Source organism: Polynucleobacter sp. AP-Elch-400A-B2 (genome assembly GCF_018688355.1).
Lineage (GTDB): Bacteria > Pseudomonadota > Gammaproteobacteria > Burkholderiales > Burkholderiaceae > Polynucleobacter.
On record NZ_CP061317.1, the window covers coordinates 1787822 to 1810206 of the forward strand.

At 47.4% G+C, this 22385-nt stretch carries 17 protein-coding genes; 14 read left to right on the top strand and 3 right to left on the bottom strand.

Going from position 1 to position 22385, the window contains the following annotated elements:
• Positions 1-7 precede the first annotated feature (7 nt).
• The 4 genes from FD977_RS09220 to FD977_RS09235 are packed head-to-tail and all read left to right on the top strand — an operon-like array spanning position 8 to position 7674.
• On the top strand, positions 8-4177 hold the full coding sequence (locus FD977_RS09220; protein WP_215305203.1) for a YhdP family protein: 4170 nt from the start codon (positions 8-10) through the stop codon (positions 4175-4177).
• 4 nt (positions 4178-4181) lie between these two features.
• Positions 4182-5015, top strand: a complete 834-nt coding sequence (locus FD977_RS09225; RefSeq protein WP_215305205.1) for a carbon-nitrogen hydrolase family protein — start codon at positions 4182-4184, stop codon at positions 5013-5015.
• A gap of 24 nt (positions 5016-5039) precedes the next feature.
• Positions 5040-6530, top strand: a complete 1491-nt coding sequence (gene tldD / locus FD977_RS09230) for a metalloprotease TldD (RefSeq protein ID WP_251369477.1) — start codon at positions 5040-5042, stop codon at positions 6528-6530.
• Between the two features lie 19 nt (positions 6531-6549).
• Positions 6550-7674 (top strand): 3-deoxy-7-phosphoheptulonate synthase, encoded by a 1125-nt coding sequence (locus FD977_RS09235; protein WP_215305207.1) that lies wholly within the window; start codon positions 6550-6552, stop codon positions 7672-7674.
• Positions 7675-7726: 52 nt separating this feature from the next.
• Here the strand turns inward: FD977_RS09235 and FD977_RS09240 are convergent, their stop codons facing one another.
• Entirely contained in the window at positions 7727-8296 is a 570-nt protein-coding gene (locus tag FD977_RS09240) for a cob(I)yrinic acid a,c-diamide adenosyltransferase (protein WP_215305209.1), read from the bottom strand.
• A gap of 27 nt (positions 8297-8323) precedes the next feature.
• Between FD977_RS09240 and FD977_RS09245 the strand changes: the two genes are divergently transcribed.
• The 5 genes from FD977_RS09245 to proC are packed head-to-tail and all read left to right on the top strand — an operon-like array spanning position 8324 to position 13860.
• Entirely contained in the window at positions 8324-9829 is a 1506-nt protein-coding gene (locus FD977_RS09245; RefSeq protein ID WP_215307116.1) for an FAD-linked oxidase C-terminal domain-containing protein, read from the top strand.
• On the top strand, positions 9829-10977 hold the full coding sequence (gene glcE, locus FD977_RS09250; RefSeq protein WP_215305210.1) for a glycolate oxidase subunit GlcE: 1149 nt from the start codon (positions 9829-9831) through the stop codon (positions 10975-10977). Before FD977_RS09245 ends, glcE begins: the two co-directional genes overlap by 1 nt.
• 20 nt (positions 10978-10997) lie before the next feature.
• Positions 10998-12278: a glycolate oxidase subunit GlcF gene (gene glcF, locus FD977_RS09255; RefSeq protein ID WP_215305212.1), complete on the top strand. Its 1281-nt coding sequence runs from the start codon at positions 10998-11000 to the stop codon at positions 12276-12278.
• Positions 12275-13000 (top strand): YggS family pyridoxal phosphate-dependent enzyme, encoded by a 726-nt coding sequence (locus FD977_RS09260; RefSeq protein ID WP_215305214.1) that lies wholly within the window; start codon positions 12275-12277, stop codon positions 12998-13000. The genes glcF and FD977_RS09260 overlap by 4 nt, the downstream gene beginning before the upstream one ends.
• Positions 12997-13860 carry a pyrroline-5-carboxylate reductase gene (gene proC, locus FD977_RS09265; RefSeq protein WP_215305216.1) on the top strand — a complete coding sequence of 288 codons (864 nt, stop codon included), beginning with the start codon at positions 12997-12999 and terminating at the stop codon, positions 13858-13860. The genes FD977_RS09260 and proC overlap by 4 nt, the downstream gene beginning before the upstream one ends.
• Here the strand turns inward: proC and ubiA are convergent.
• Together ubiA and recG are read right to left on the bottom strand one after the other, a co-directional pair.
• Positions 13843-14694, bottom strand: a complete 852-nt coding sequence (gene ubiA, locus FD977_RS09270; RefSeq protein WP_215305218.1) for a 4-hydroxybenzoate octaprenyltransferase — start codon at positions 14692-14694, stop codon at positions 13843-13845. The two genes, proC and ubiA, sit on opposite strands and share 18 nt — an antisense overlap.
• Positions 14695-14742: 48 nt before the next feature.
• Positions 14743-16839 (bottom strand): ATP-dependent DNA helicase RecG, encoded by a 2097-nt coding sequence (gene recG / locus FD977_RS09275; RefSeq protein ID WP_215305221.1) that lies wholly within the window; start codon positions 16837-16839, stop codon positions 14743-14745.
• A gap of 30 nt (positions 16840-16869) precedes the next feature.
• Between recG and queA the strand changes: the two genes are divergently transcribed.
• The 5 genes from queA (at position 16870) to secF (ending at position 22382) form a co-directional block, all read left to right on the top strand.
• Positions 16870-17916, top strand: coding sequence for a tRNA preQ1(34) S-adenosylmethionine ribosyltransferase-isomerase QueA (gene queA / locus FD977_RS09280; RefSeq protein WP_215305224.1), 1047 nt, complete (start codon positions 16870-16872; stop codon positions 17914-17916).
• Positions 17913-19070, top strand: coding sequence for a tRNA guanosine(34) transglycosylase Tgt (gene tgt, locus FD977_RS09285; RefSeq protein WP_215305226.1), 1158 nt, complete (start codon positions 17913-17915; stop codon positions 19068-19070). Before queA ends, tgt begins: the two co-directional genes overlap by 4 nt.
• 122 nt (positions 19071-19192) lie before the next feature.
• The gene (yajC, locus tag FD977_RS09290) at positions 19193-19519 is read left to right on the top strand and encodes a preprotein translocase subunit YajC (RefSeq protein ID WP_215305228.1); all 327 of its coding nucleotides are present in this window, start codon (positions 19193-19195) and stop codon (positions 19517-19519) included.
• A 25-nt stretch (positions 19520-19544) separates the two neighbouring features.
• A complete protein-coding gene (secD, locus tag FD977_RS09295; RefSeq protein ID WP_215305230.1) occupies positions 19545-21404 on the top strand; it encodes a protein translocase subunit SecD in 1860 nt (619 codons plus the stop codon).
• 3 nt (positions 21405-21407) lie between these two features.
• Positions 21408-22382 carry a protein translocase subunit SecF gene (gene secF, locus FD977_RS09300; RefSeq protein WP_215305232.1) on the top strand — a complete coding sequence of 325 codons (975 nt, stop codon included), beginning with the start codon at positions 21408-21410 and terminating at the stop codon, positions 22380-22382.
• The last annotated feature ends 3 nt before the right edge of the window (positions 22383-22385 follow it).

Consider the following 22385-nt stretch of genomic DNA (forward strand, 5'->3'; position numbering starts at 1 on the left):
AGAGTCCATGCTTGTAAATATCATCTGGACTCGCCTGCTGAGCGTGCTTCAAAAACGTCCTCCAGGTTCTGGTGGTCGCTGGCGTAAGCGCGCCCTCATTCTTGCAGGTGTCACTGTGGCTTTTTTTGTATTAGGCCATCTTGGGGTGCGTTTTGTTTTATGGCCACAGATTGAGAAATCAAAGCCCACTATTGAGCGCTTAATGAGTGCTCGCTTGGGGACCAATGTCACGATGGATGATGTCCAGGTATCTTGGACTGGAGTTCGACCAAGCTTTGCGATTCAAGGATTACGATTTAATAGCGCAAGCACTTCCACCCCGCCCTTACTCATTGAGAATATCAGCGGGCAACTCAGTTGGCTCTCTTTCTATTATTTAGCACCCTATTTTCACGAGATCGTCATTGATCGGGCGCAGCTATACGCACAGCGCGATGCAAAAGGCATTGTTTCCATTGCCGGAATTCCGATTCAAGGCGATGCTGATAATTTTTCAACCGGTAACTGGTTGCTCGCTCAAAACGATATCCAAATTAACAATGCCAAAATTTATTGGGAAGACCAACAAAGTCGAAAACTAAAAACTACCATTGATATTCAGAGCCTCCACTTAATAAATGGCATTCGTAGTCACGAGGGGCAGCTCATCACTCAAACTCCTTGGAGTCCAAATCCAATCAAACTCCAGGCTGACTTTGTCCATCACCTTGGTGGCCAGGCGGGTAATTGGCGCGACTGGGTCGGAACTGTTTCATGGGATTTTGCTGAACTCAAACTCGGTCAAATTTCTAAAGATCTCAGTCTTCCGATATATGACTTGGGCGGCAGAATCAACTCTAAGGGTAGCCTGAAGCTGGATGGCGGCAAGGCTAATGGCGGGCAAATATTCTTAATAGCCGATCAACTGATAGTGCAATTAAACAAGGATGAGGATCCCCTTGAGTTTGGCAGGCTGGAGACAGAGCTCATCCAAGATACAGATGGCGGCTTAAATTCCATCACAACAAAAACCTTGGCATGGCGCAATATCGATAGTCCACAAACAGCGCCCCTTGAAAAATTAAGCCCCATTACTTTCCGTTGGCGTCCGCCAAAAGATGGTGGCGAGATAAAAGAGTTCGGCTTCTCATCACCAAAAATACAATTAGAAGATATCGCTCTTTTTGCACTCAATCTTCCTCTGTCAAAAAAGATCCATCAATGGATCAAAATTTCCGAAGCAGATGGTGAGTTAGAGAATGTCGATATGAATTGGTCCGAAAGCCAATCCGCACTATCAGCTTTACCCATTCCGGGAAATTGGTTTTCCTCTAACAAACTCGACTTCACTATCAGTGCAAGGCTCAATGACATTAGCTTCACTGGAGTGAATAAATCGATGCCCTCAGCCTCACATTTATCTGGCAACTTAGTGAGCAATCAGAAGCAAGGTAACCTCACACTAGATTCGAGCAATCTTGAATTAGAGATGAGTGACTTTTTATCCGCTTCTGAAATTCAATTAGACCGCGCTAAAGGTGAGATTAGTTGGTCCAAACAAAAAGGGGGCTGGCTAATCAATGCTAAGAAACTGCAGCTTAGTAACTCTGAAATCACCACCAATTTTGATCTCAGCTATCTGATCGGCGAAACCAAACAACCCGATCAAATAACGCTAGATATGGAGTTTGTTAAAGCTAAGCTAGCAACAGCACATCGCTATCTGCCAGTAGGAATAGATAAAGATAGCCGCCTATACCTTAGCAAAGCCTTTGAGTCTGGGGAGATTCAAAACGGCTCTTTGCACATCAAGGGCGACCCCAATCAAGCGCCTTACCCAGCTGGCACAGTCGGAGAGCTCAGCTTAAATCTACCTTTCTCCAAAACAAGCTTCAAGCCAGCACCTCTGCTACCAAAAAGCCAAGGGGTTTGGTCGGTACTCAATAATGTCAGCGGCACCATCAAATTGAAACAAGCAGCTTTGAATATTGACGTCGATAAAGCAAGCTATCAAAAGGTGGGTATTACCAAGGTCAAAGCTCAAATTCCAGATCTCAGCGCTAAAAATCTGGCCTTGCTCATGAATGGCTCCATTGAGGGTGATAGCCCTGAAATCCTCGAATACCTATTTGCATCACCCGTAGGTATTGCGCAAGCCAACTTAGCCAAAAATCTCACTCTCAAAGGCCCTGTGAATATGGGTCTTGACTTAAAAATTCCGCTAGCTGGCAGCGACGATGTTAGCTTCGATGCAAAAATTAACCTTCCCGGAAATCAAGTGCAATGGGGACAGGCTCCCCCCTTGGAAAATCTAAAGGGTAAGGTGCGCATTACCGAAGTCAATCCTGAGTTTGATAATGTCACCGCAAACTTTTTAGGTGGCGCTTTCAAAATTGCTAGCGCACCCTCTTCGGCAGGCAACACTAGCTTTAGCATTGGAGGCAATATTAATGCTAGCTTCATCAAAGATTACATTTCGGGAGATTTAAGATCTCGAGCTCACCCAGCACTCCTGAGTGCGATGAGTGGATCAGCTAAATATGAAGGTCTGATTAACTTTAATAAAGCAGGCAGCCAAACCAAACTCAATTTTGATTTACGTAATTGGGCTAGTTCCGCCCCCTCACCTGCCAAGAAATTAGCAGGAACTCCTATGTTGGGAGAGCTCAATCTAAAAATTTATCCAGCCAGCAAAACGAATTTAGTGCGCGCAGATTGGTCTGGAAAATTAGGAGGTCAATATTTCCTTCAGGGCAATCTCAATTCTGCGAATGAAATTAAAAATGCAGTCGGCATTGGGTCTCCAACAGCATTGCCACAACAAGGCACTTCACTCCACTTGGCAAGCAATGAGCTAGATCTTGATCAGTGGGTAGCATTTTTAGGGGCAGGAAAACCAAAGGGTAAAACGAATGAAGTTAATCCGTCAAATACCCTTGAGGAGGATGTACAAATCTCTGCCCAAGTGAAGAAATTAATTGCCCTAGACCGCGAGTGGACTGATGTCAGCATGCAGTCTCAGAAAAAAAACATCGCTTGGCAACTGCGTTTAAATTCACCCCAGATCGCTGGTCAGGTGCAATGGCAACCCGGCGGCAGTGATCACCCTAGTGGATTTGTCTCTGGAAGACTTACACGCCTAAAAGTTCCAGATCAACGTATATCTCCAGAATTTGTATCTAAGGAAAGTGCCCCACAAAAAGCAACCCCCCTCAAGACCCCTGTCGATCCAAATGCTATCCCCAGCTTAGATTTAACGATCGATGATTTGAGTTGGGCCAAGGCACAACTCGGTGCCGTCAAGATCAAATCTAAAACTAATCGCGATCTCGTGAAGCTTGAGTCAATGCAAATTAATAATCCTCAAGGTAATTCAACCATTAAAGGTCAGTGGCAGGCTCGCACCCCAAATAACCCTGAACTGAGCGCATTCACTGCGGACGTGAATATTAAAGATGCGGGGCAGATTATTGCCCATTGGAGTAACTCTAAGTCGGTAGAGGGTGGTGAAGGAAAGCTCAATGCCTCAATGTCATGGTCTGGCTCACCCTTTTCTCCAGCATATGATTCTCTTGCTGGCAGCATTAGCCTAGACCTCACCAAAGGACGCTTACTAGAGGTCAACACTGATGGCGCTAAGTTACTAGATGTTCTGAGTCTGCAAAGCCTCTTTAGATTTGCAACCCTTGACCTAAAAGGTAGTCTAGGAAATTTAGCAACCAAAGGCACGCCCTTTAATTCCATTGCTAGTAACTTTGAGATTACGCAAGGCGTTGCGCAAACCAAACAATTCACCATGATTCTGGATCAAGCTCGGGTTGCCATGACAGGTCAAATTAATGTCGCTAAAGAAACCCAGGATCTCCGAATCACTATCTTTCCTACGATTGACGCCACCGCAGGCTCACTAGCAGCATTTGCAATCAACCCCATTATTGGCCTAGGAGCAGTGTTAGGGCAGTACCTCATCACTAATCAAATTAACCGCACCATGCAGACAGATTATTTAGTTCAAGGATCATGGGAAAATCCAGAAGTGATCCCGCTAGATCAAAAGGGTCAGCCACTCGATGCTAAAACTTTAGAGACGATTCGTACTAAGAATCTACTGAAAGAACAAACAAAACCAAACCCCCTTAATTCTGCTCCTGTAAATCCACCTGCAAACCAAAACACCACTACCCAAATACCAGGTTAAATAGATGAACGCACCAAGAAATGCTTCTGAACTCAAGATAGCATCGATACAAATGGTGTCGACTCCTAGTCTCAATGAAAACCTCGAGACTGCAGCTCGCTTAATTAAGGCTGCTTCAGCTTGCGGAGCACAGCTTGCTGTGTTGCCGGAATATTTTTGCTTAATGGGTTTAAAAGATACCGATAAGATCAATGCACGGGAGCCAGCTGGGTCTGGTCCGATTCAAGAGCGACTTGCCTCAATCGCACAAGAAAATAATATTTATCTAGTTGCCGGAACCATTCCTTTGGAGGCCAAAGAATCCAATAAGGTTCTCAATACCTCACTAGTATTTGATCCCCAAGGCACACAAATCGCTCGTTACGATAAGATTCATTTGTTTGGTTTTCAAACTCCAACGGAGCGTTACGAAGAGTCTGAAACTATTTCAGCGGGTAGCCAACCAGGCCAATTTGTAATCCAGCTAAATGAAGTTGAATGGCGTTTTGGCTTAAGCATTTGTTATGACCTACGTTTTCCAGAGTTGTACCGTGCCCTTGGCCAAGTGGATTGCCACATTATTCCAGCTGCATTTACTTTCACCACTGGTAAAGATCATTGGGAAATTCTTCTGCGGGCTCGTGCAATCGAAAACCAATGCTATGTCCTAGCATCAGCCCAAGGCGGCCTTCACTTGAATCAGCGGCGCACCTGGGGTGAGAGCATGCTAATTGACCCATGGGGAGAGATATTGAGCAATCTTCCTGAAGGTGAAGGTTTTATTCAGGGCACGCTCAGCAAAGATAAATTAAAAGAGGTACGCTCTAAGCTACCCGCACTAAAACACCGCAAGCTTTAATACAGAAAGTTCAGCAAAATCAAGATGAGAGCACCAGAAGCATTATTTCCAAGTGATTGGACTAAGCCCAAAAAACAGGCCGACCTTCTCAAGCTGGCTAAATCTATTTTGCTTGAGCCAAGCGGGCTCTCTGAGCAAGATTTGCATCATACCTTCGGCAATATGTTTACGCATCAGCTCGACGATGCCGACCTTTATTTCCAACACACCCGTAGCGAGAGCTGGAGCCTTGAAGAAGGTATTGTGAAATCCGGCAGCTTTAACATTGGCCAAGGTGTTGGCGTGCGCGCAATCTATGGTGATAAGACCGCTTTTGCTTACTCTGATGAAATCAATTTAGAGGCCCTCAACAAGGCAGCCAAATCTACGCGCGTGATTGGACCCCAAGGTGGTACACGTGCGGTTGCAAGCAAAATCTTCACACCCGTATCCAACGAACTCTACTCAGACTTAAATCCCCTAGATTCACTAGCGCCCCAAGAAAAGATTGCTTTGCTTGAAAGCATTGAGCGTCGCGCAAAAGCACGTGACCCGCGCATCATCCAGGTTATGGCTAGCTTGGCTGGTGAGTTTGATGTGGTGCTCGTAGTTCGAGCGGATGGCCTATTAGCAGCTGACGTACGTCCGCTAGTGCGGGTGTCGGTCCATGTGATTGCCGAACAAAATGGTCGTCGCGAATCTGGATCTTCGGGAGGTGGCGCTCGTCATGATTACCACTACTTCAATACAGAACTCATTAATCAATATGTTGATGAAGCGGTTGATGGCGCACTGATTAATTTAGACTCTCGCCCCGCCCCAGCTGGCCCAATGACAGTAGTAATGGGACCAGGATGGCCTGGCGTTTTATTGCACGAAGCGGTAGGTCACGGCCTTGAAGGGGACTTTAATCGCAAGGGCTCATCTGCTTTTGCTGGCTGCATTGGACAACGCGTTGCTGCTAAAGGTGTCACTGTGGTGGATGATGGAACACTTTCCGGTCGTCGTGGCTCACTCAATATTGATGATGAAGGCACGCCCACCCAATGCACTACCTTGATCGAAGATGGTATTTTGAAGGGTTACATTCAGGATAGCCTGAATGCCAGGCTCATGAATATGCCCCTGACAGGCAATGGACGGCGCGAGAGTTTTGCCTCCCTACCGATGCCCCGCATGACCAATACCTATATGTTGGCGGGCAAGGATGATCCTCAAGAAATCGTAGCCAGCATTAAACGTGGCCTATATGCAGTTAACTTTGGAGGCGGTCAAGTCGATATTACTAGCGGTAAATTCGTATTTTCAGCCTCAGAAGCCTATTGGGTAGAAAACGGCAAAATTCAATATCCAGTTAAGGGCGCCACCATCATTGGTAGCGGCCCGGAGTCCTTAAAACAGGTCTCTATGATCGGAAATGACCTGAAATTAGACGGCGGCATCGGGGTTTGCGGCAAGGAAGGTCAGAGCGTCCCTGTGGGTGTTGGGCAGCCAACTTTACGCATCGATAGCCTGACTGTCGGAGGTACGGCTTAATACGGCTTAAAATAATCGGATGAGCCAACAAAATACGAATCCCGCAAACTGGTACGCTGCCGTTGATAAAACGTCAGATACGGATGATCAACGCATTCACAACATTACTGTTCTGCCACCACCAGAGCATTTGATTCGCTTCTTTCCGATCGCTGGAACACCTACAGAAGCACTCATCAGCAAGACACGTAAAAAGATTCGCGACATCATTCATGGAAAAGATGATCGCCTGCTCGTGATCATTGGGCCTTGCTCGATTCACGACCCGCGTGCAGCGCTAGAGTACTGCCAAAGATTACTCGCAGAGCGTGATCGTTTTGCGGGTGAACTCGAAATTGTGATGCGTGTCTATTTTGAAAAGCCACGCACAACGGTTGGCTGGAAGGGCTTAATTAATGACCCGTACTTAGATGAGAGCTATCGCATTGAAGAAGGTCTGCGAATGGCTCGCCAAGTGTTGATGGAAATCAATCGCCTAGGCATGCCTGCAGGTAGCGAATTTTTGGATGTAATTTCTCCGCAATATATTGCAGATCTGATTTCTTGGGGTGCTATTGGCGCACGCACAACCGAGAGTCAAGTGCATCGCGAACTCGCTTCTGGCCTCTCAGCACCAATCGGATTTAAGAATGGCACCGATGGCAATATCAAGATTGCTACCGATGCCATTCAGGCAGCCAGCCGCCCACACCACTTCTTATCAGTGCATAAGAACGGCCAAGTATCTATTGTGGAAACTAAGGGCAATAAAGACTGTCACGTTATTTTACGTGGCGGAAAAGAGCCTAATTATGAAGCGCAATATGTTCAAGCAGCCTGCTCCGAGCTAGAAGTAGCTAAGCTTCCAGCCAGCTTGATGATTGACTTATCTCATGCGAATTCCAGCAAAAAACATGAGCGTCAAATTGTGGTGGCAGAAAATATTGCCGAACAAATTGAATCTGGCTCACATCACATTTTTGGTGTGATGATTGAAAGTCACCTCAATGATGGTGCACAAAAATTCTCACCTGGAAAAGACGATCCAAACAAATTGGAATACGGCAAGAGTATTACCGATGCTTGCATTAATTGGGAAGACTCAGCCAACGTATTACAACGCTTGGCTTTAGCTGTGAAGAATCGCAGAAAAGTGAAGAAGTGAAGAAATGGAACAATAAGGCAAGCTTGCCTTATTAACTTTAAAAGAGACTAATTTATTTAGTCTCTTTTTTTTCATGCTTCCATAAAACGTCTTGACCGCCTGCCGCACGATTCAGAACCCGCGCTAATACAAATAATAGATCCGATAAGCGATTAACGTATTGACGCGGAGCATCATACAAAGGCTCCTCCCAACCCAAACGCACAATCGATCTCTCTGCCCGTCTACAGACTGTGCGGCAGACGTGGGCCTGAGAAGCTGCGCGAGTGCCGCCCGGAAGAATAAATTCAGTCAGAGGAGGCAAAGTCGCATTGAATTTTTCCAGCCAAATATCCAACTGAGCCACTTGCTCTGGTTTGAGTAGGGTGTAGTTAGGAATGCAAAGCTCCCCACCCAGGTCAAATAAGTCATGCTGTACTTGCAAAAATAGGTTTTTGAGCTCCTCTGCAAGGCTCTCGGGGATCGATTCAGTCATCAAAACCCCGATTTCGGAGTTCAATTCATCCACATCGCCCATAGCGCAAATGCGCAAATGATCCTTTTCTACCCGGCTACCATCGCCAAGCCCGGTCATGCCGGCATCACCAGTTCTGGTGGCTATTTTTGAAAGTCGATTTCCCATAAAACTAATTATAGGTAAATGGCTAAAATGATTCCTATGAATATGGTGACCCCACCCCCCGAACTCGCGGCTATTACCGCCCTGCAATCCAAATTGGTATCGGCCTTGCGCCCTATCCTGCCCGAACATGCCTTACTATGGGAGCCTGAGGACACGATTCCTTATGAATGCGATGGCCTGGCAGCCTATCGACGTATGCCGCTAGCGGTAGCTCTACCGGAGACTGAGGAGCAGGTTGCCCAGATTTTGAAGACTTGCTTTGCGATGCAGGTGCCCATCGTACCCCGCGGATCTGGCACCGGTCTATCGGGAGGGGCCATGCCCATCTCCCAGGGCCTGGTACTCTCGCTAGCCAAACTCAAAAAGATCATCAACATCGATCCGTTCACGAGAACTGCAGTTGTGCAACCAGGTGTTCGTAATTTAGCGATCTCCGAAGCGGTGGCTCATCTCGGACTGTATTACGCTCCAGATCCATCCTCACAGATCGCCTGCTCTATTGGCGGGAATGTCAATGAAAACTCCGGCGGCGTGCACTGCCTCAAATATGGCCTGACACTTCATAACGTTTTAAAGGTGCGCGGCATCTTGATGAACGGCGAGATCGTAGAGTTCGGCAGTCTTGCACCAGACTCCCCAGGACTCGATTTGTTAGCAATTGTGATGGGTAGTGAAGGCATGCTTGCTGTCGTGACTGAAGTCACAGTAAAGCTAGTTGCTAAACCCAAGTTGGCGCGCGTCATCATGGCTAGCTTTGACGATATTGAAAAGGGCGCTGATGCAGTAGCGGCCATCATTGCTGCTGGGATTATTCCAGCCGGCCTAGAGATGATGGACAAAGCCACAACGCGCGCAGTAGAAGAATTTGTTCATGCGGGATATGACCTCGAGGCCGAAACAATTCTGCTTTGCGAATCCGACGGCACGCCTGAAGAGGTTGCAGAAGAAATTGAGCGCATGACAACAGTTTTAGAGCAAGCGGGCGCTAGCGGTATTCAGATTTCTCAGAACGAAGCGGAGCGCTTGAAGTTTTGGAGCGGTCGCAAAAATGCTTTCCCAGCAGCCGGTCGCTTAGCTGCAGACTACTACTGCATGGATGGCACTATTCCGCGTAGAAATATTGGCACCCTACTAAAACGTATTCAGGGTATGGAAAAGAAATATGGGCTTGCCTGCTTAAATGTATTTCATGCGGGCGATGGCAATATGCACCCCCTCATTTTATTTAACGGTGCGGATCAAGAAGAGTGGCATCGCGCCGAAGAATTTGGTACTGAAATTTTAGAAGCCTGTGTTGAACTTGATGGCACGATCACTGGTGAACACGGTGTTGGTATTGAAAAAATTAACTCCATGTGCGTTCAATTTGGTGAAGGCGAACGCGAATCATTTTGGGGCGTTAAATCCGCATTTGATCCAGAGCGCTTATTAAATCCTGATAAGGCTATTCCTACTTTGAACCGTTGTGCTGAATATGGCCGCATGCGCATTAGTGGTGGCAACTTACCGCATCCTGAGTTGGAGCGTTTTTAATGTCGGCATCTAGCAATACAAATATTGACTTATTTCAAGAACAAATTCTGGCAGCAGTTAAAAACAAAACTCCTTTATCCATTGAAGGTGGTGGCACAAAGTCCTGGTATGGGAACGCCAATTCTTATACCAAGTTAGATACCCGCACTTACTCGGGGATCTTGGAATACCAGCCTGAAGAGCTGGTGATTACTGCGTGCGCTGGTACACCACTAAAAGAAATTGAAGCTGCTCTAGCCGATAAGAATCAAGTGCTGGCATTCGAGCCGCCTCACTTTGGCGAGAGCGCGACTTTTGGTGGAGCGATTGCTGCAGGCTTGGCAGGCCCAGGGCGCATTAGCGCCGGTAATTTACGTGATTTTGTTCTGGGTGCTCGCATACTAGACGGTAAAGGCCAAGACCTATCCTTTGGCGGCAAGGTGATGAAGAACGTTGCGGGATATGATGTTTCACGCTTATTACCTGGATCCATGGGGACCTTGTCGCTGTTGCTAGAGGCTTCTGTAAAAGTATTACCGCGACCAGCTGCTACAGCATCTCTTCGTTGCAATATTACCCAAGCACGTGCACTGCAGCTCCTAAATGAATGGGCTGGGCAGCCTTTACCGCTCTCAGCAAGCTGCTGGATCGGCAGCCCAATAGGTGGCGATGGTGAACTCACTATTCGCTTAGCTGGTGCTGCTGCTGCAGTTAAAGCGGCGATTCCGATTATGGGCGCAGCTGTCAAAGCTAGCGAATTAGACCCTCAAGTTGCTTCAGAATTTTGGGCCGCTTTGCGCGAACAGCAATTAGCTGTTTTTTCAAGCCTCAATAGTGATGAAACTTTATATCGTCTCGCACTTCCAGCCGCCTGCGGACCGCTTGCCTTTGAAAATGTGAACAGTGATATTGCTTTGGAATGGCATGGCCAACAACGCTGGCTAAAAGCGCCGGGCGATGATGCCACTTTTGCATCTATTAAGGCCTTAGCTAGCGCTCATGGCGGGCATGCAACTCGTTTTAAACAAGGAAGTAATGTTGACTCAGGCAAACAACGCTTTACCTTACTGAGTGAGCAAGCGCACTCCACTGCTTTAGAGGCAGTACAAGCGCGCCTCAGAACTGCCTTTGATCCAGCAGGCATATTTGCTACTTCACGCCTTCCCTAAGCATCTTTTTTAGCGCCCTTATGCAAACTCAACTCGCTCCCCAATTCGCCAATACTCCTGAGGGTATTGAAGCTGCCAGAATTCTTGGTAAATGCGTGCACTGTGGCTTCTGCACCGCTACATGCCCTACTTACCAATTGCTGGGTGATGAGCTCGATGGTCCCCGAGGTCGTATCTACCTCATAAAGCAAATGGCGGAAGGCCAAGCCCCTACCGAAAAAACACGTCTGCATTTAGATCGCTGTCTCACTTGCCGTAATTGCGAAAGCACTTGTCCTAGTGGAGTGCAATACGGCAACTTGGTCGATATTGGGCGCAAGTGGGCAGAAGAAAATACTCCCGAGCGTCCTCTTGGTCAGCGTCTCACGCGCTGGGCCCTGAAAGAGGGTTTAACTAGTCCTAAGTTATTTAATTCCGCAATGGCGATTGGTCGCTTAGTTCGCCCACTCATGCCTAGTGGTATCCAGCGCAAGATTCCGGAAGCTAAAAATAAAGCACTCAATCCAAACACTGATCCCTTCGCAAGGCCGCAGACTAGCCACTCACGCAAGATGCTATTGCTCGAGGGCTGCGTTCAGCCTGGCATGCTACCAAACATCAACTCAGCAACAGCACGTGTTTTAGATGCACTCAAGATTCAGTTAATTTCTGCGCCTAACGCTACTTGCTGTGGAGCATTGCGCCACCACCTAAACGATCAAGCGGGCGGCCTAGAAAATGCCAAACAAAATATCGATGCCTGGTGGCCGCAAGTTGAGCAAGGCGTTGAAGCCATTGTGATGACCGCTTCTGGTTGTGGTGTGATGGTCAAAGACTATGGTCATCTACTTTCGAATGATCCCCAGTACGCTGTTAAGGCCAAGACCATCTCTGCTCTGACTAAAGATATTTCAGAAATCTTGCCAGCACTTCAGGAAGAGCTCGTGACCCTAGTGGGTGCCGATCCAAAACCTGGTGTGGTCTATCACCCGCCCTGCACACTGCAACATGGTCAACAAATTCGCGGCAAGGTAGAGAGTCTTTTAGCTGGTATTGGCATTGGCGTGCGCTTATGCGCGGATAGCCACCTCTGCTGCGGTTCAGCGGGAACCTATTCAGTAACTCAGCCTGAACTCTCAGAGCAATTACGCCATAACAAATTAACTCATCTCAATGCTGCCTGCGAAGAGTCTGGCGCACGAGTGATTGTCTCCGGAAATATTGGCTGCATCACTCATCTTCAACAAGATGACAATCCAGTCATGCATTGGATTGAGATTGTTGACCAACTCATTAGTCAAAAAAACCGAATCCAATCATGAGTCAAGTCACCACCAACCTGATGATGGTTAGGCAGCGACTTGAGTTAGCAGCCTTGGCAGCTAAACGTGAGCCAGAGGATATCCAGCTACTTGCTGTCAGTAAAACCTTTCCTGCTATAGCGGTTGAGGAGGCTATGCATGCGGGGCAAACTGCCTTTGGTGAAAATTATGTTCAGGAAGGCGTTGAAAAAATTCAGCAACTTGCTAAATTGCGCCCTTGGCTAGAGTGGCATTTTATTGGTCCACTACAAAGCAATAAAACACGTGATGTTGCAGAACACTTTGACTGGGTACACAGCATTGATCGCCTCAAAATTGCAGAACGTCTTTCTACTCAACGTGGAGAATTCTCTAACTTAGGCCCATTGCAAGTTTGCGTTCAAATTAATGTCAGCGAAGAAGATAGTAAAAGCGGTATTTCTCTCGAAGAGGTCGACACTCTTTGCGATGCGATTTCCAAATTACCTAATTTAGTGCTTCGTGGGCTCATGGCTATCCCTGCACCCAGCGATGATATCAACCAACAACGTCAATCTTTTGCTGCTGTTCGAGAGTGCTTTGTCGGGATTAAGGCAAAGCATATTAGTGATGTTGGATATGATTTCTTTGATACGCTCTCCATGGGGATGTCTGATGATCTGGAGGCTGCGGTCACTGAAGGTAGCACCATGGTACGCATAGGTAGTGCCATTTTTGGGAAGCGCGATAAGATTAAGGCATGAGCACACATCAAACAAACCAAAACGCCCACATCACCTTCATTGGGGGTGGCAATATGGGTCGCGCTTTAATTAGTGGCTTGCTAGCCAATGGTTTTGAGGCTAATCAACTTTCTGTAGTCGAGGCTAACGCCAGTACTGGCTTGCAATTGCACCAAGATTTTGGTGTGCAGATCATTGGCGCTTTAGATCAAATTGCTTTTAACTTCACCAAAAACAATGTCGTAGTCATGGCAATTAAACCCCAGGACTTTAATACGGTAGCTAAGTCTTTAAGTACAAAACTAAAACATGCCACTGCACCGGGCCCACTCATTCTCAGCATTGCTGCGGGCATTCGTCTTAAAGATATGAGTCGCTGGCTTGATCATGAGCGTTGTGTACGTGCGATGCCTAATACCCCAGCATTAATTGGTAAGGGCATCACTGGACTATTCGCTGACGCTGCCGTCAATACTGCAGACCGCGCCTTGGCAGAAACTATTTGTAATGCAGTAGGTCAAGCGGTCTGGGTGAATAAAGAAAAACTCATGGATGCGGTTACCGCTGTTTCTGGAAGCGGTCCTGCCTATGTGTTTGCTTTCTTAGAGGCCATGCAATCGAGTGGCGAAAAGCTTGGATTAGACGCAGCTACCGCTCGCAAGCTTGCTTATGCCACTCTAGAGGGTGCTACACAATTGGCGCATAACTCAGATGAGCATGCAGGCGTATTGCGTGAGAGAGTTACCTCTAAAGGTGGTACTACTGCTGCTGCACTAGATATGCTCAAGCAACTCGATTGGCATGGTGCGCTTGAAAAAGCAATTGATGCCGCAAGCCAACGTGGCAAGGCCATGGGTGATGAATTAGGTAAGACCAAATAGGATTCCCAAAAATAGGAATCCACCCAACCAGTTGTTGTGGCGAAATGCCTTGAAGCAATCTTCCCGCTTGCGACTAGCCACTAGTTTGAGGTGATACATGGCGCAGGCTACAGCGAAACACCAACCCACCCAAAAGTAATTATTCAGGTTTGCTAGTTGAGCAACCCAAATCTGACTCAGGAATAGTGCACAATAACTCAGAGCAATTGCAAGCACATCAAAGCGCCCAAAGGTAATAGCCGAGGTGCGCAAACCCAAACGCAAGTCATCATCACGATCGACCATCGCATAAGCAGTGTCATACGCAATAGCCCAGAAAATATTACCCACAAACAAAATCCAAGCTTCCATTGGAATGAAATCTAATACAGCGGCGTAGGCCATCGGAATTCCAAAGCCAAAGGCAATCCCCAGGACTGCTTGCGGAATAGCAAAGAAACGTTTGGTGAAAGGATAAATAATCGCAACTGCCAAGGCAAAGAAAGAGAGATCTTGGGTTAAAGCATTTAGGGGTTGAATCAATATGAAGGCCATCAATGCTAAGGTAGCTGCAACTGCTAATGCTTCTTTTCCAGAAATCTTTCCACTCGTAATAGGTCGCTCTTTAGTTCTCAAAACATGGCGATCAAAATCTTGATCTGCATAGTCATTCATAGCGCAACCGGCACTACGCATTAAAAATGTTCCCAAGATAAAAATAATCAAAAGCTGCCATTGAGGAAAACCACCGCTTGCTAGCCAAAGTGCCCACAAAGTTGGCCACAATAGTAGTAGCGTTCCGATCGGTTTATCCAGACGGATTAGGTAAGCGTAAGCAACAAGACGATCGCGCATCAGCTAATTAGTCTTTCTTTATTTGTAATCAGAGTCATAGTGCAATTATCAAGCTTTTAGAAACTCAGTGCGAGAGCCAAGCCAACGCTCCAGATGTCTTTCTACTAAGTCACCATGCTCAGCTAGCAGACGCTCTGCTGCTATCTGAGCCAGCTCAATCAGCCAGGCATCCCGTTGCAGGTCGACAAATCGCAACATTGCATCCCCAGATTGTTTGGCGCCCAACAATTCACCTGGACCACGAAGCGACAAGTCGCGCTCTGCGATTACGAATCCGTCTGACGTTTCGCGTAAGGTCTGTAAGCGCTCTTTAGCAGCCATGGATAGTGGCTCCGCATACATCAAGATACAGACTGAATCTGCCGAACCGCGCCCAACACGTCCCCGCAACTGATGAATCTGTGCATAGCCAAAACGTTCAGCGTGCTCGATCACCATCAGCGCCGCATTGGGCACATCCACACCAACTTCAATCACGGTTGTCGCTACCAATAGTTGGATTTCATTAGCCTTGAAAGCTGCCATCACTGCAGCCTTCTCCTCACTCTTCAAACGGCCGTGAACTAGGCCTACTTTGAAGTTAGGTAAGGCTTGTGTCAGTTGCTCAAAACTCTCAACCGCTGTTTGCAATTGCAAGACTTCAGACTCTTCAATCAAAGGACAAACCCAATAGGCTTGTAGTCCCTTTGCCAACCAATCATGTAATCCACCAATCACCTCATCCCTGCGCGCTGCCTTCACCACCTTAGTGGTAATTGGTTTGCGGCCGGGAGGTAATTCATCAATGACAGAAACATCAAGATCTGCATAGTAAGTCATTGCTAGTGTTCGAGGGATGGGAGTAGCCGACATCATCAATTGGTGACAATAAAATAGTTCCGAGCCAACGCGTTGCTGAATCTCTAAGCGCTGCCTTACGCCAAATCGATGTTGCTCATCAATGACCGCTAAACCCAACTTCGCAAAACTTACCTTGTCCTGAATGAGTGCATGTGTACCAATAATGAGTTGAGCCTCACCGCTCTCAATCATTTCTTGTGCGAGTCGTTTTTCCTTTGCTTTCAAACTACCAGAGAGCCAAGCAATCTTTACTCCTAAGGGCCCAAACCACTCCTGCATTTTGAGATAGTGTTGCTCCGCCAGAATCTCTGTTGGCGCCATGATGGCAGCTTGATAACCATGATCCATCGCACGCGCAGCAGCCAATGCTGCAATCACCGTTTTGCCGCTACCAACATCGCCTTGCAATAAGCGATTCATTGGAAAGGTATTTGATAAATCGGACCTAATCTCTGACCAGACACGAGCTTGAGCACCTGTCAGCTCAAAGGGCAAGACTGTCAGTAAGCCATCTTCAATGCTGTTTTTTGTTTTGCTTATTTTGCTTGTCTTACTGGCCTGCTGCCCTTTCACAAAACTAGGTGCACGCCTTTCTCTCCGAATAGCATGTGCCCGCTTTAAAGAAATCTGCTGAGCGAGTAATTCCTCAAACTGCACACGCCGCCAAGCGGGATGAGTGCGCTCTAAAAGTGATTGGGTATTGGCATCAGCAGGCGGCTGGTGCAAATAGGTAATTGCATCTTGCAGCGGTGGCCAATCATTTTTCGGCAGAATTTCTGTCATGAGTTTGGATGGTAAAAATTCTGCCAAACTTTCTTTGAGGCTAGCATCCTGGAGAGCTTTGAGCACGGCCTTGCGAATAATGGTTTGCGAGATTCCAGCGCTAGCTGGATAGACCGGAGTCAAACTTGCCGGCAATGGTGCTTCTGGAATAACTGCACGCACAGTAGGGTGAACTATCTCCGCACCTTGATAGCCCTCTCGAATTTCACCCCGCACCCGGATATGACTGCCTACTGCCATTTGTTTTTGCTGACTAGGATAGAAATTGAGAAAGCGAAGTTGCAGTGAAGCAGTTTCGTCCTCAATCGTGACTAATAGCTGTCTTCTGGGGCGAAACGTCACCTGATTACGAATCACGACGCCCTGAGCCTGAATCGAATGAAATCTTCCCAGAGCTAAGGCCTCCTCAATAGTGAAGAGCTCTGTCTCATCCTCGTAGCGGGATGGCAGATGCAAGGCAAGTGCCATAGGGCTGTTTAAACCCATCTTTTCGAGTGCAGTTGGCGGTCGCTTAGTCGTCATCGTTAAAATCCAATACCTGATGGTAATGCTATGCAACTTTCCGACTTCAATTACGACCTCCCACCCGAACTGATTGCCCAGCACCCGCTAGCAAATAGAACGGATAGCCGCCTCTTAGAGCTCAATATAGAGGAGGGTAATGTCGCCCAATTGATTGATAGGCAGTTCCCAGACATCCTGAAGCTAATAAAACCAGGGGATTTACTAGTCTTTAATGACACCAAAGTCATTCCTGCTCGCCTACATGGCAAAAAAGAGACGGGCGGCAATGTAGAGCTCCTCATTGAACGCATCAGCGGAGATAAACAAGCCTGGGTACAAGTCAGAGCCTCCAAGGTTCCTAAGACCGGCAGCATTGTTCATGTACATAATCAGGCTGGCGAAACCTTCCCCGCTGAAATGATTGGCCATGACGGCCGATTCTATGAAGTACGCTTCCCCGAAAATGTATTTGATTTACTGGAGCGCTTCGGTGAATTGCCTCTGCCACCCTATATCGAGCACCAGCCAGATCAAGAAGATGCCAGTCGCTATCAAACTGTCGTCGCCAAGAACCCTGGTGCTGTAGCAGCTCCTACGGCAGGCTTGCACTTTGATGAAGCCATCCTTAAGCAGCTGAGTGAGCTCGGCATAAAACAGGCCACAGTCACTCTACATGTAGGCGCAGGTACTTTCACACCCGTTCGCGAAGAAGATCTTAGTAAACATAAGATGCATTACGAGTGGTTTTCAATTCCCGCGGAAACTCTTGCAGCAATTCAGGCTACCCAACAGGCAGGCGGCAGAGTCATTGCAGTAGGTACAACTAGCCTGCGCGCCCTAGAGAGTCAGGCACAAACCCAGCGGGCTAGCGGCGAAACGAATTTATTTATTACGCCTGGTTACACATTCAAAACCGTGGATTGCCTACTGACCAACTTTCATCTACCAAAATCAACCCTACTGATGTTGGTGAGCGCCTTTGCGGGTGTAGACAATATCCGCAATGCCTATCAACATGCCATTCAGAATAAATATCGCTTTTTTAGCTACGGCGATGCGATGTTCTTAAGCCGTCTTAACTCAATAATTTCATGACAAAACCCGTTCACTTTAATATTCTCGCGCGTGACTCCGCCAGCCCTGCACGCCTTGGTCAGCTTGACCTTCCTCACGGCAGTGTTCAAACACCAATCTTTATGCCGGTGGGAACTTACGGCACCGTGAAGGCGATGACCCCACGGGATCTGCATGAGGCTAAAGCCCAAATTATTTTGGGTAATACCTTTCATCTTTGGCTGCGACCTGGCTTAGATGTTGTGAAGAAGCATGGTGGCTTGCACCGCTTCATGGGCTGGGATAAGCCGATCCTCACTGACTCTGGCGGCTTTCAGGTCTTTAGCTTAGGAGCGCTCAGGAAAATTTCCGAGGAAGGCGTTACCTTTGCATCCCCGATCAATGGCGATAAATTATTTATGTCGCCAGAAGTATCAATGGAAATTCAGGCGGTCCTTAATAGCGATATCGCGATGCAGTTTGATGAATGCACTCCTTACGAAATCAAGGGGCAAGCAACCTCAGAAAAAACTGCGCGCGCCTCACTAGAGATGTCGCTGCGCTGGGGTGATCGTTCCTTAAAACGCTTTCGCGAGCTCGAGACCGGCAATGGCCTTTTTGGCATCGTCCAAGGCGGTATGTTTGAAAACCTCCGTGAATTCTCCCTAGATGCCGTAAGTCAGCAGGGCTTTGACGGAATTGCGATCGGCGGTCTCTCGGTTGGCGAACCCAAACCCGAGTTTGAGCGCATCCTCAATTTCACAGCCCCGAAGTTGCCAGAGCACATGCCCCATTACCTAATGGGAGTTGGAACACCGGAAGACTTGATGCTAGGCGTCAGCCTTGGCATTGATATGTTTGACTGTGTCATGCCAACTCGAAATGCCCGCAATGGCTGGCTCTTTACCCGCTTTGGTGACCTCAAGCTGCGTAATTCAGGGTACAAGGACGACGATCGCCCTGTCGACCCTACCTGTGCTTGCTACACCTGTAAAAACTTCACCAGATCGTACTTAAATCACCTCCAAAAGGCGAATGAGATCCTGGGGTCACAGCTCAATACCATCCACAATCTCTCGTATTACCTGCAGTTGATGGAAGAGGTTCGAGAATCTCTGGCTAAAGACCGTTTTAGCGCCTATCGCGAAGAATTTCATCGAAATCGTCAGCGCGGCGTAGAGCCCGGACAGGATTAATAGCCCTAGGGGCGTAAATAAGCCCTCAAAGCCCCTTACAGTTTAGAATTGCGGGTTTACGGCTTCGCTTTACAAGCCTAAAACTGAAGCAGTTTTCAACTGGTAATTAATGGAGGTTTTGTATGTGGATTAGTAACGCTTTTGCCCAGGCTCCAGCCGCGGGTGCAGATTCTGGTGGCTTGATGAGCTTCCTTCCCCTCGTGTTGATGTTTGCAGTCTTGTACTTCATCATGATTCGCCCACAAATGAAGCGTCAAAAAGAAACTAAAGCAATGCTGGAGTCTCTTTCTGTTGGCGACGAGGTAGTTACTGTTGGCGGCATCATCGGCAAAGTCACTGCATTAAAAGACCAAGTAGTGACTGTTGAAATTGCTGCTGGTACTGAAGTGCAAATGCAAAAAGGCGCCATCACAACAGTATTGCCAAAAGGCTCACTGAAGTCTGCTTAATACGCTTGTTTAAAAGTACCTCAATATGAATCGCTACCCTCTCTGGAAATATATAGTCATCCTGTTCGCTTTAATGATCGGGGGACTATATTCATTGCCCAATTTCTACGGAGAGGCGCCGGCGGTTCAAGTCTCGTCCGCCAAGCCAACCATCAAGGTTGATTTGGCGACGCAGTCTCGAGTAGAAAAGATTCTGACTGATGACAACATTAGTAACACCGGCATCTTCTTTGAATCTACAGGTAGTGTAGGTTCAATCAAAATTCGTTTTAACAATACCGACATCCAACTTCGTGCACGCGACTTGCTGCAACAGAAGTTGAATATTGATCAAAACGATCCTAATTTCACAGTCGCATTAAACCTTCTCTCCAATACACCAAGCTGGTTAAACGCACTCAATGCCTTACCAATGCCTCTTGGCCTTGATTTGCGTGGCGGCGTGTACTTCTTGCTGCAGGTGGACATGAAAGGCGCCGTTCAAAAGAAGGTTACTTCTTTGGCAACGGATATTCGCAGTCAGCTGCGCGATAAAGCGATTCGCCAGCAAGGTATTGAGCGTGGCCAAGACTCCATCACCCTCACATTCGGTAGCACTGAAGATGCTGAGAAGGCACGCGCTGTCTTGATGACTAGTCAGCCTGATCTGACCTGGCAAATTAAGCCTACTGGCCTGTCTCCAAAACTAGTGGGTGAATTTAAACCGACTGCCTTGAAAGAAATTCAAGATAACGCAGTAAAACAAAATATTGTCACACTCAATAAGCGCGTGAATGAACTAGCGGTTAAAGAGCCAGTAATTCAGCAACAAGGTGCAGAGCGGATTGTTGTGCAGCTTCCAGGCGTACAAGATACTGCACGCGCTAAAGACATCATTGGTCGTACTGCAACTCTGGAGTCCAGACTTGCTGACCCCATCGTTTCAACTATCGCCATTGGTGAGGCTCCACCTCCAGGTATGGATGTATTTCGCTTCGGCGAGAACCGTCAGGGCGTATTCAAAAAATCAGTCATCTTTAGTGGCGATCGTATTACCGATGCGAGCGCTGGCTTCGATCAAAATCAGCGCCCTGCTGTCAACATCTCCTTAGATGCTGCTGGTGGTCGCGTCATGCAAGAAGTGACCCGTGAAAACATCGGTAAACCGATGGGCATGATCTTGTTTGAAAAAGGTAAAGGTGAGGTTCTCACGATTGCCACGATTCAAGGTGAGTTTGGCTCTAAGTTTCAAATTACTGGCCAACCAACTACCGAGAGTGCTAATGACTTAGCACTCTTATTACGCGCAGGCTCATTAGCAGCGCCGATGGAAATTATTGAAGAGCGCACGATTGGACCAAGCCTAGGCGCAGAGAATATTGAAAAGGGCTTCAAGTCCCTCATCATTGGTTTTGCCGCAATCTCGATCTTCATGATTGCTTACTACCTCTTATTTGGTACTTTCTCAGTAGTAGCCCTGGCAGTAAACTTGCTACTCTTGATTTCTGTGCTGTCAATGCTACAAGCCACCTTAACCTTGCCAGGTATCGCTGCGATGGCATTGGCACTAGGTATGGCGATTGACTCCAACGTGTTAATCAACGAACGTATTCGTGAGGAGCTACGTAACGGCGCCGCCCCACAAACAGCGATTGCTGTTGGCTTTGATAAAGCCTGGGCAACAATCTTGGACTCAAACGTCACCACCTTAATCGCTGGTCTCGCATTATTGGCATTTGGCTCTGGTCCAATTAAAGGCTTCGCAGTAGTGCATTGCCTTGGTATTTTGACTTCCATGTTTTCAGCAGTCTTTTTCTCACGTGGCCTAGTTAACCTTTGGTACGGCAGAAGTAAAAAAGTTCAGAAACTCGCTATCGGCCAAGTTTGGCGTCCACAGGAGAAATAAGTCATGGAATTTTTCCGAATTAAAAAAGACATTCCCTTCATGCGCCATGCGTTGGTGCTCAATGCGGTTTCTTTAATCACCTTCTTAGCCGCTGTTTTCTTCCTTTGGCAAAACGGTCTTCACTTATCCATTGAGTTCACTGGCGGCACAGTGATGGAAGTTTCTTATCCACAAACAGCCCCCTTAGATTCAATTAGATCCAAGGTAGAAAAACTGGGTTATGCCGATACCCAGATTCAGAACTTTGGCAGTTCGCGCGATGTGATGATTCGCCTACCGCTTCAAAAAGATGCTGAAGGAAAAATGATTTCCTCAGCAGATCAAAGTGCAGCGGTCATGCAAGCACTTGAGCCAGCCACTTCAGGCGTCAAGCTACAGCGCGTTGAGTTCGTTGGTCCCCAAGTTGGGCGAGAGCTGGCAATAGATGGATTGATGGCACTGTTGTTTGTGATTATCGGCATCGTGGTTTACCTCTCTTTCCGCTTTGAGTGGAAATTTGCAGTTGCCGGCATCATTGCAAACTTACATGACATCGTGATTATTCTGGGCTTCTTTGCCTTCTTCCAGTGGGAGTTCTCGCTCTCCGTTCTGGCTGCGGTATTGGCTGTATTGGGCTATTCAGTAAACGAGTCAGTGGTGATCTTTGACCGTATTCGCGAAAACTTCCGTAAATACCGCAAGATGAATACCCGCGAAATTATTGATAACGCCATTACCAGCACCATCAGCCGTACTGTGATTACTCACGGCAGTACCGAGATGATGGTTTTAGCAATGTTGATTTTTGGTGGCCCAACCCTCTTTTACTTTGCTTTAGCGCTCACCATTGGTATTTTGTTTGGTATCTACTCTTCAGTATTCGTGGCAGCAGCTCTAGCTATGTGGCTTGGTGTGACGCGCGAAGATTTGGTGAAGGGTGATAAAAAGCCAGATGACGTTACGCGCAACGATGACCCCAACTTTGGGGCTCAGGTTTAATAA

Bases quoted from the DNA above. Each gene is read 5' to 3' on its own strand.
- secF (WP_215305232.1), top strand. From the start codon at position 21,408: ATGGAATTTTTCCGAATTAAAAAAGACATTCCCTTCATGCGCCATGCG.
- recG (WP_215305221.1), bottom strand. From the start codon at position 16,839: ATGACGACTAAGCGACCGCCAACTGCACTCGAAAAGATGGGTTTAAAC.
- FD977_RS09235 (WP_215305207.1), top strand. From the start codon at position 6,550: ATGAGCCAACAAAATACGAATCCCGCAAACTGGTACGCTGCCGTTGAT.
- FD977_RS09225 (WP_215305205.1), top strand. From the start codon at position 4,182: ATGAACGCACCAAGAAATGCTTCTGAACTCAAGATAGCATCGATACAA.
- queA (WP_215305224.1), top strand. From the start codon at position 16,870: ATGCAACTTTCCGACTTCAATTACGACCTCCCACCCGAACTGATTGCC.
- secD (WP_215305230.1), top strand. From the start codon at position 19,545: ATGAATCGCTACCCTCTCTGGAAATATATAGTCATCCTGTTCGCTTTA.
- tgt (WP_215305226.1), top strand. From the start codon at position 17,913: ATGACAAAACCCGTTCACTTTAATATTCTCGCGCGTGACTCCGCCAGC.
- proC (WP_215305216.1), top strand. From the start codon at position 12,997: ATGAGCACACATCAAACAAACCAAAACGCCCACATCACCTTCATTGGG.
- glcE (WP_215305210.1), top strand. From the start codon at position 9,829: ATGTCGGCATCTAGCAATACAAATATTGACTTATTTCAAGAACAAATT.
- glcF (WP_215305212.1), top strand. From the start codon at position 10,998: ATGCAAACTCAACTCGCTCCCCAATTCGCCAATACTCCTGAGGGTATT.
- FD977_RS09220 (WP_215305203.1), top strand. From the start codon at position 8: ATGCTTGTAAATATCATCTGGACTCGCCTGCTGAGCGTGCTTCAAAAA.
- ubiA (WP_215305218.1), bottom strand. From the start codon at position 14,694: ATGCGCGATCGTCTTGTTGCTTACGCTTACCTAATCCGTCTGGATAAA.
- FD977_RS09245 (WP_215307116.1), top strand. From the start codon at position 8,324: ATGATTCCTATGAATATGGTGACCCCACCCCCCGAACTCGCGGCTATT.
- tldD (WP_251369477.1), top strand. From the start codon at position 5,040: ATGAGAGCACCAGAAGCATTATTTCCAAGTGATTGGACTAAGCCCAAA.
- FD977_RS09260 (WP_215305214.1), top strand. From the start codon at position 12,275: ATGAGTCAAGTCACCACCAACCTGATGATGGTTAGGCAGCGACTTGAG.
- FD977_RS09240 (WP_215305209.1), bottom strand. From the start codon at position 8,296: ATGGGAAATCGACTTTCAAAAATAGCCACCAGAACTGGTGATGCCGGC.
- yajC (WP_215305228.1), top strand. From the start codon at position 19,193: ATGTGGATTAGTAACGCTTTTGCCCAGGCTCCAGCCGCGGGTGCAGAT.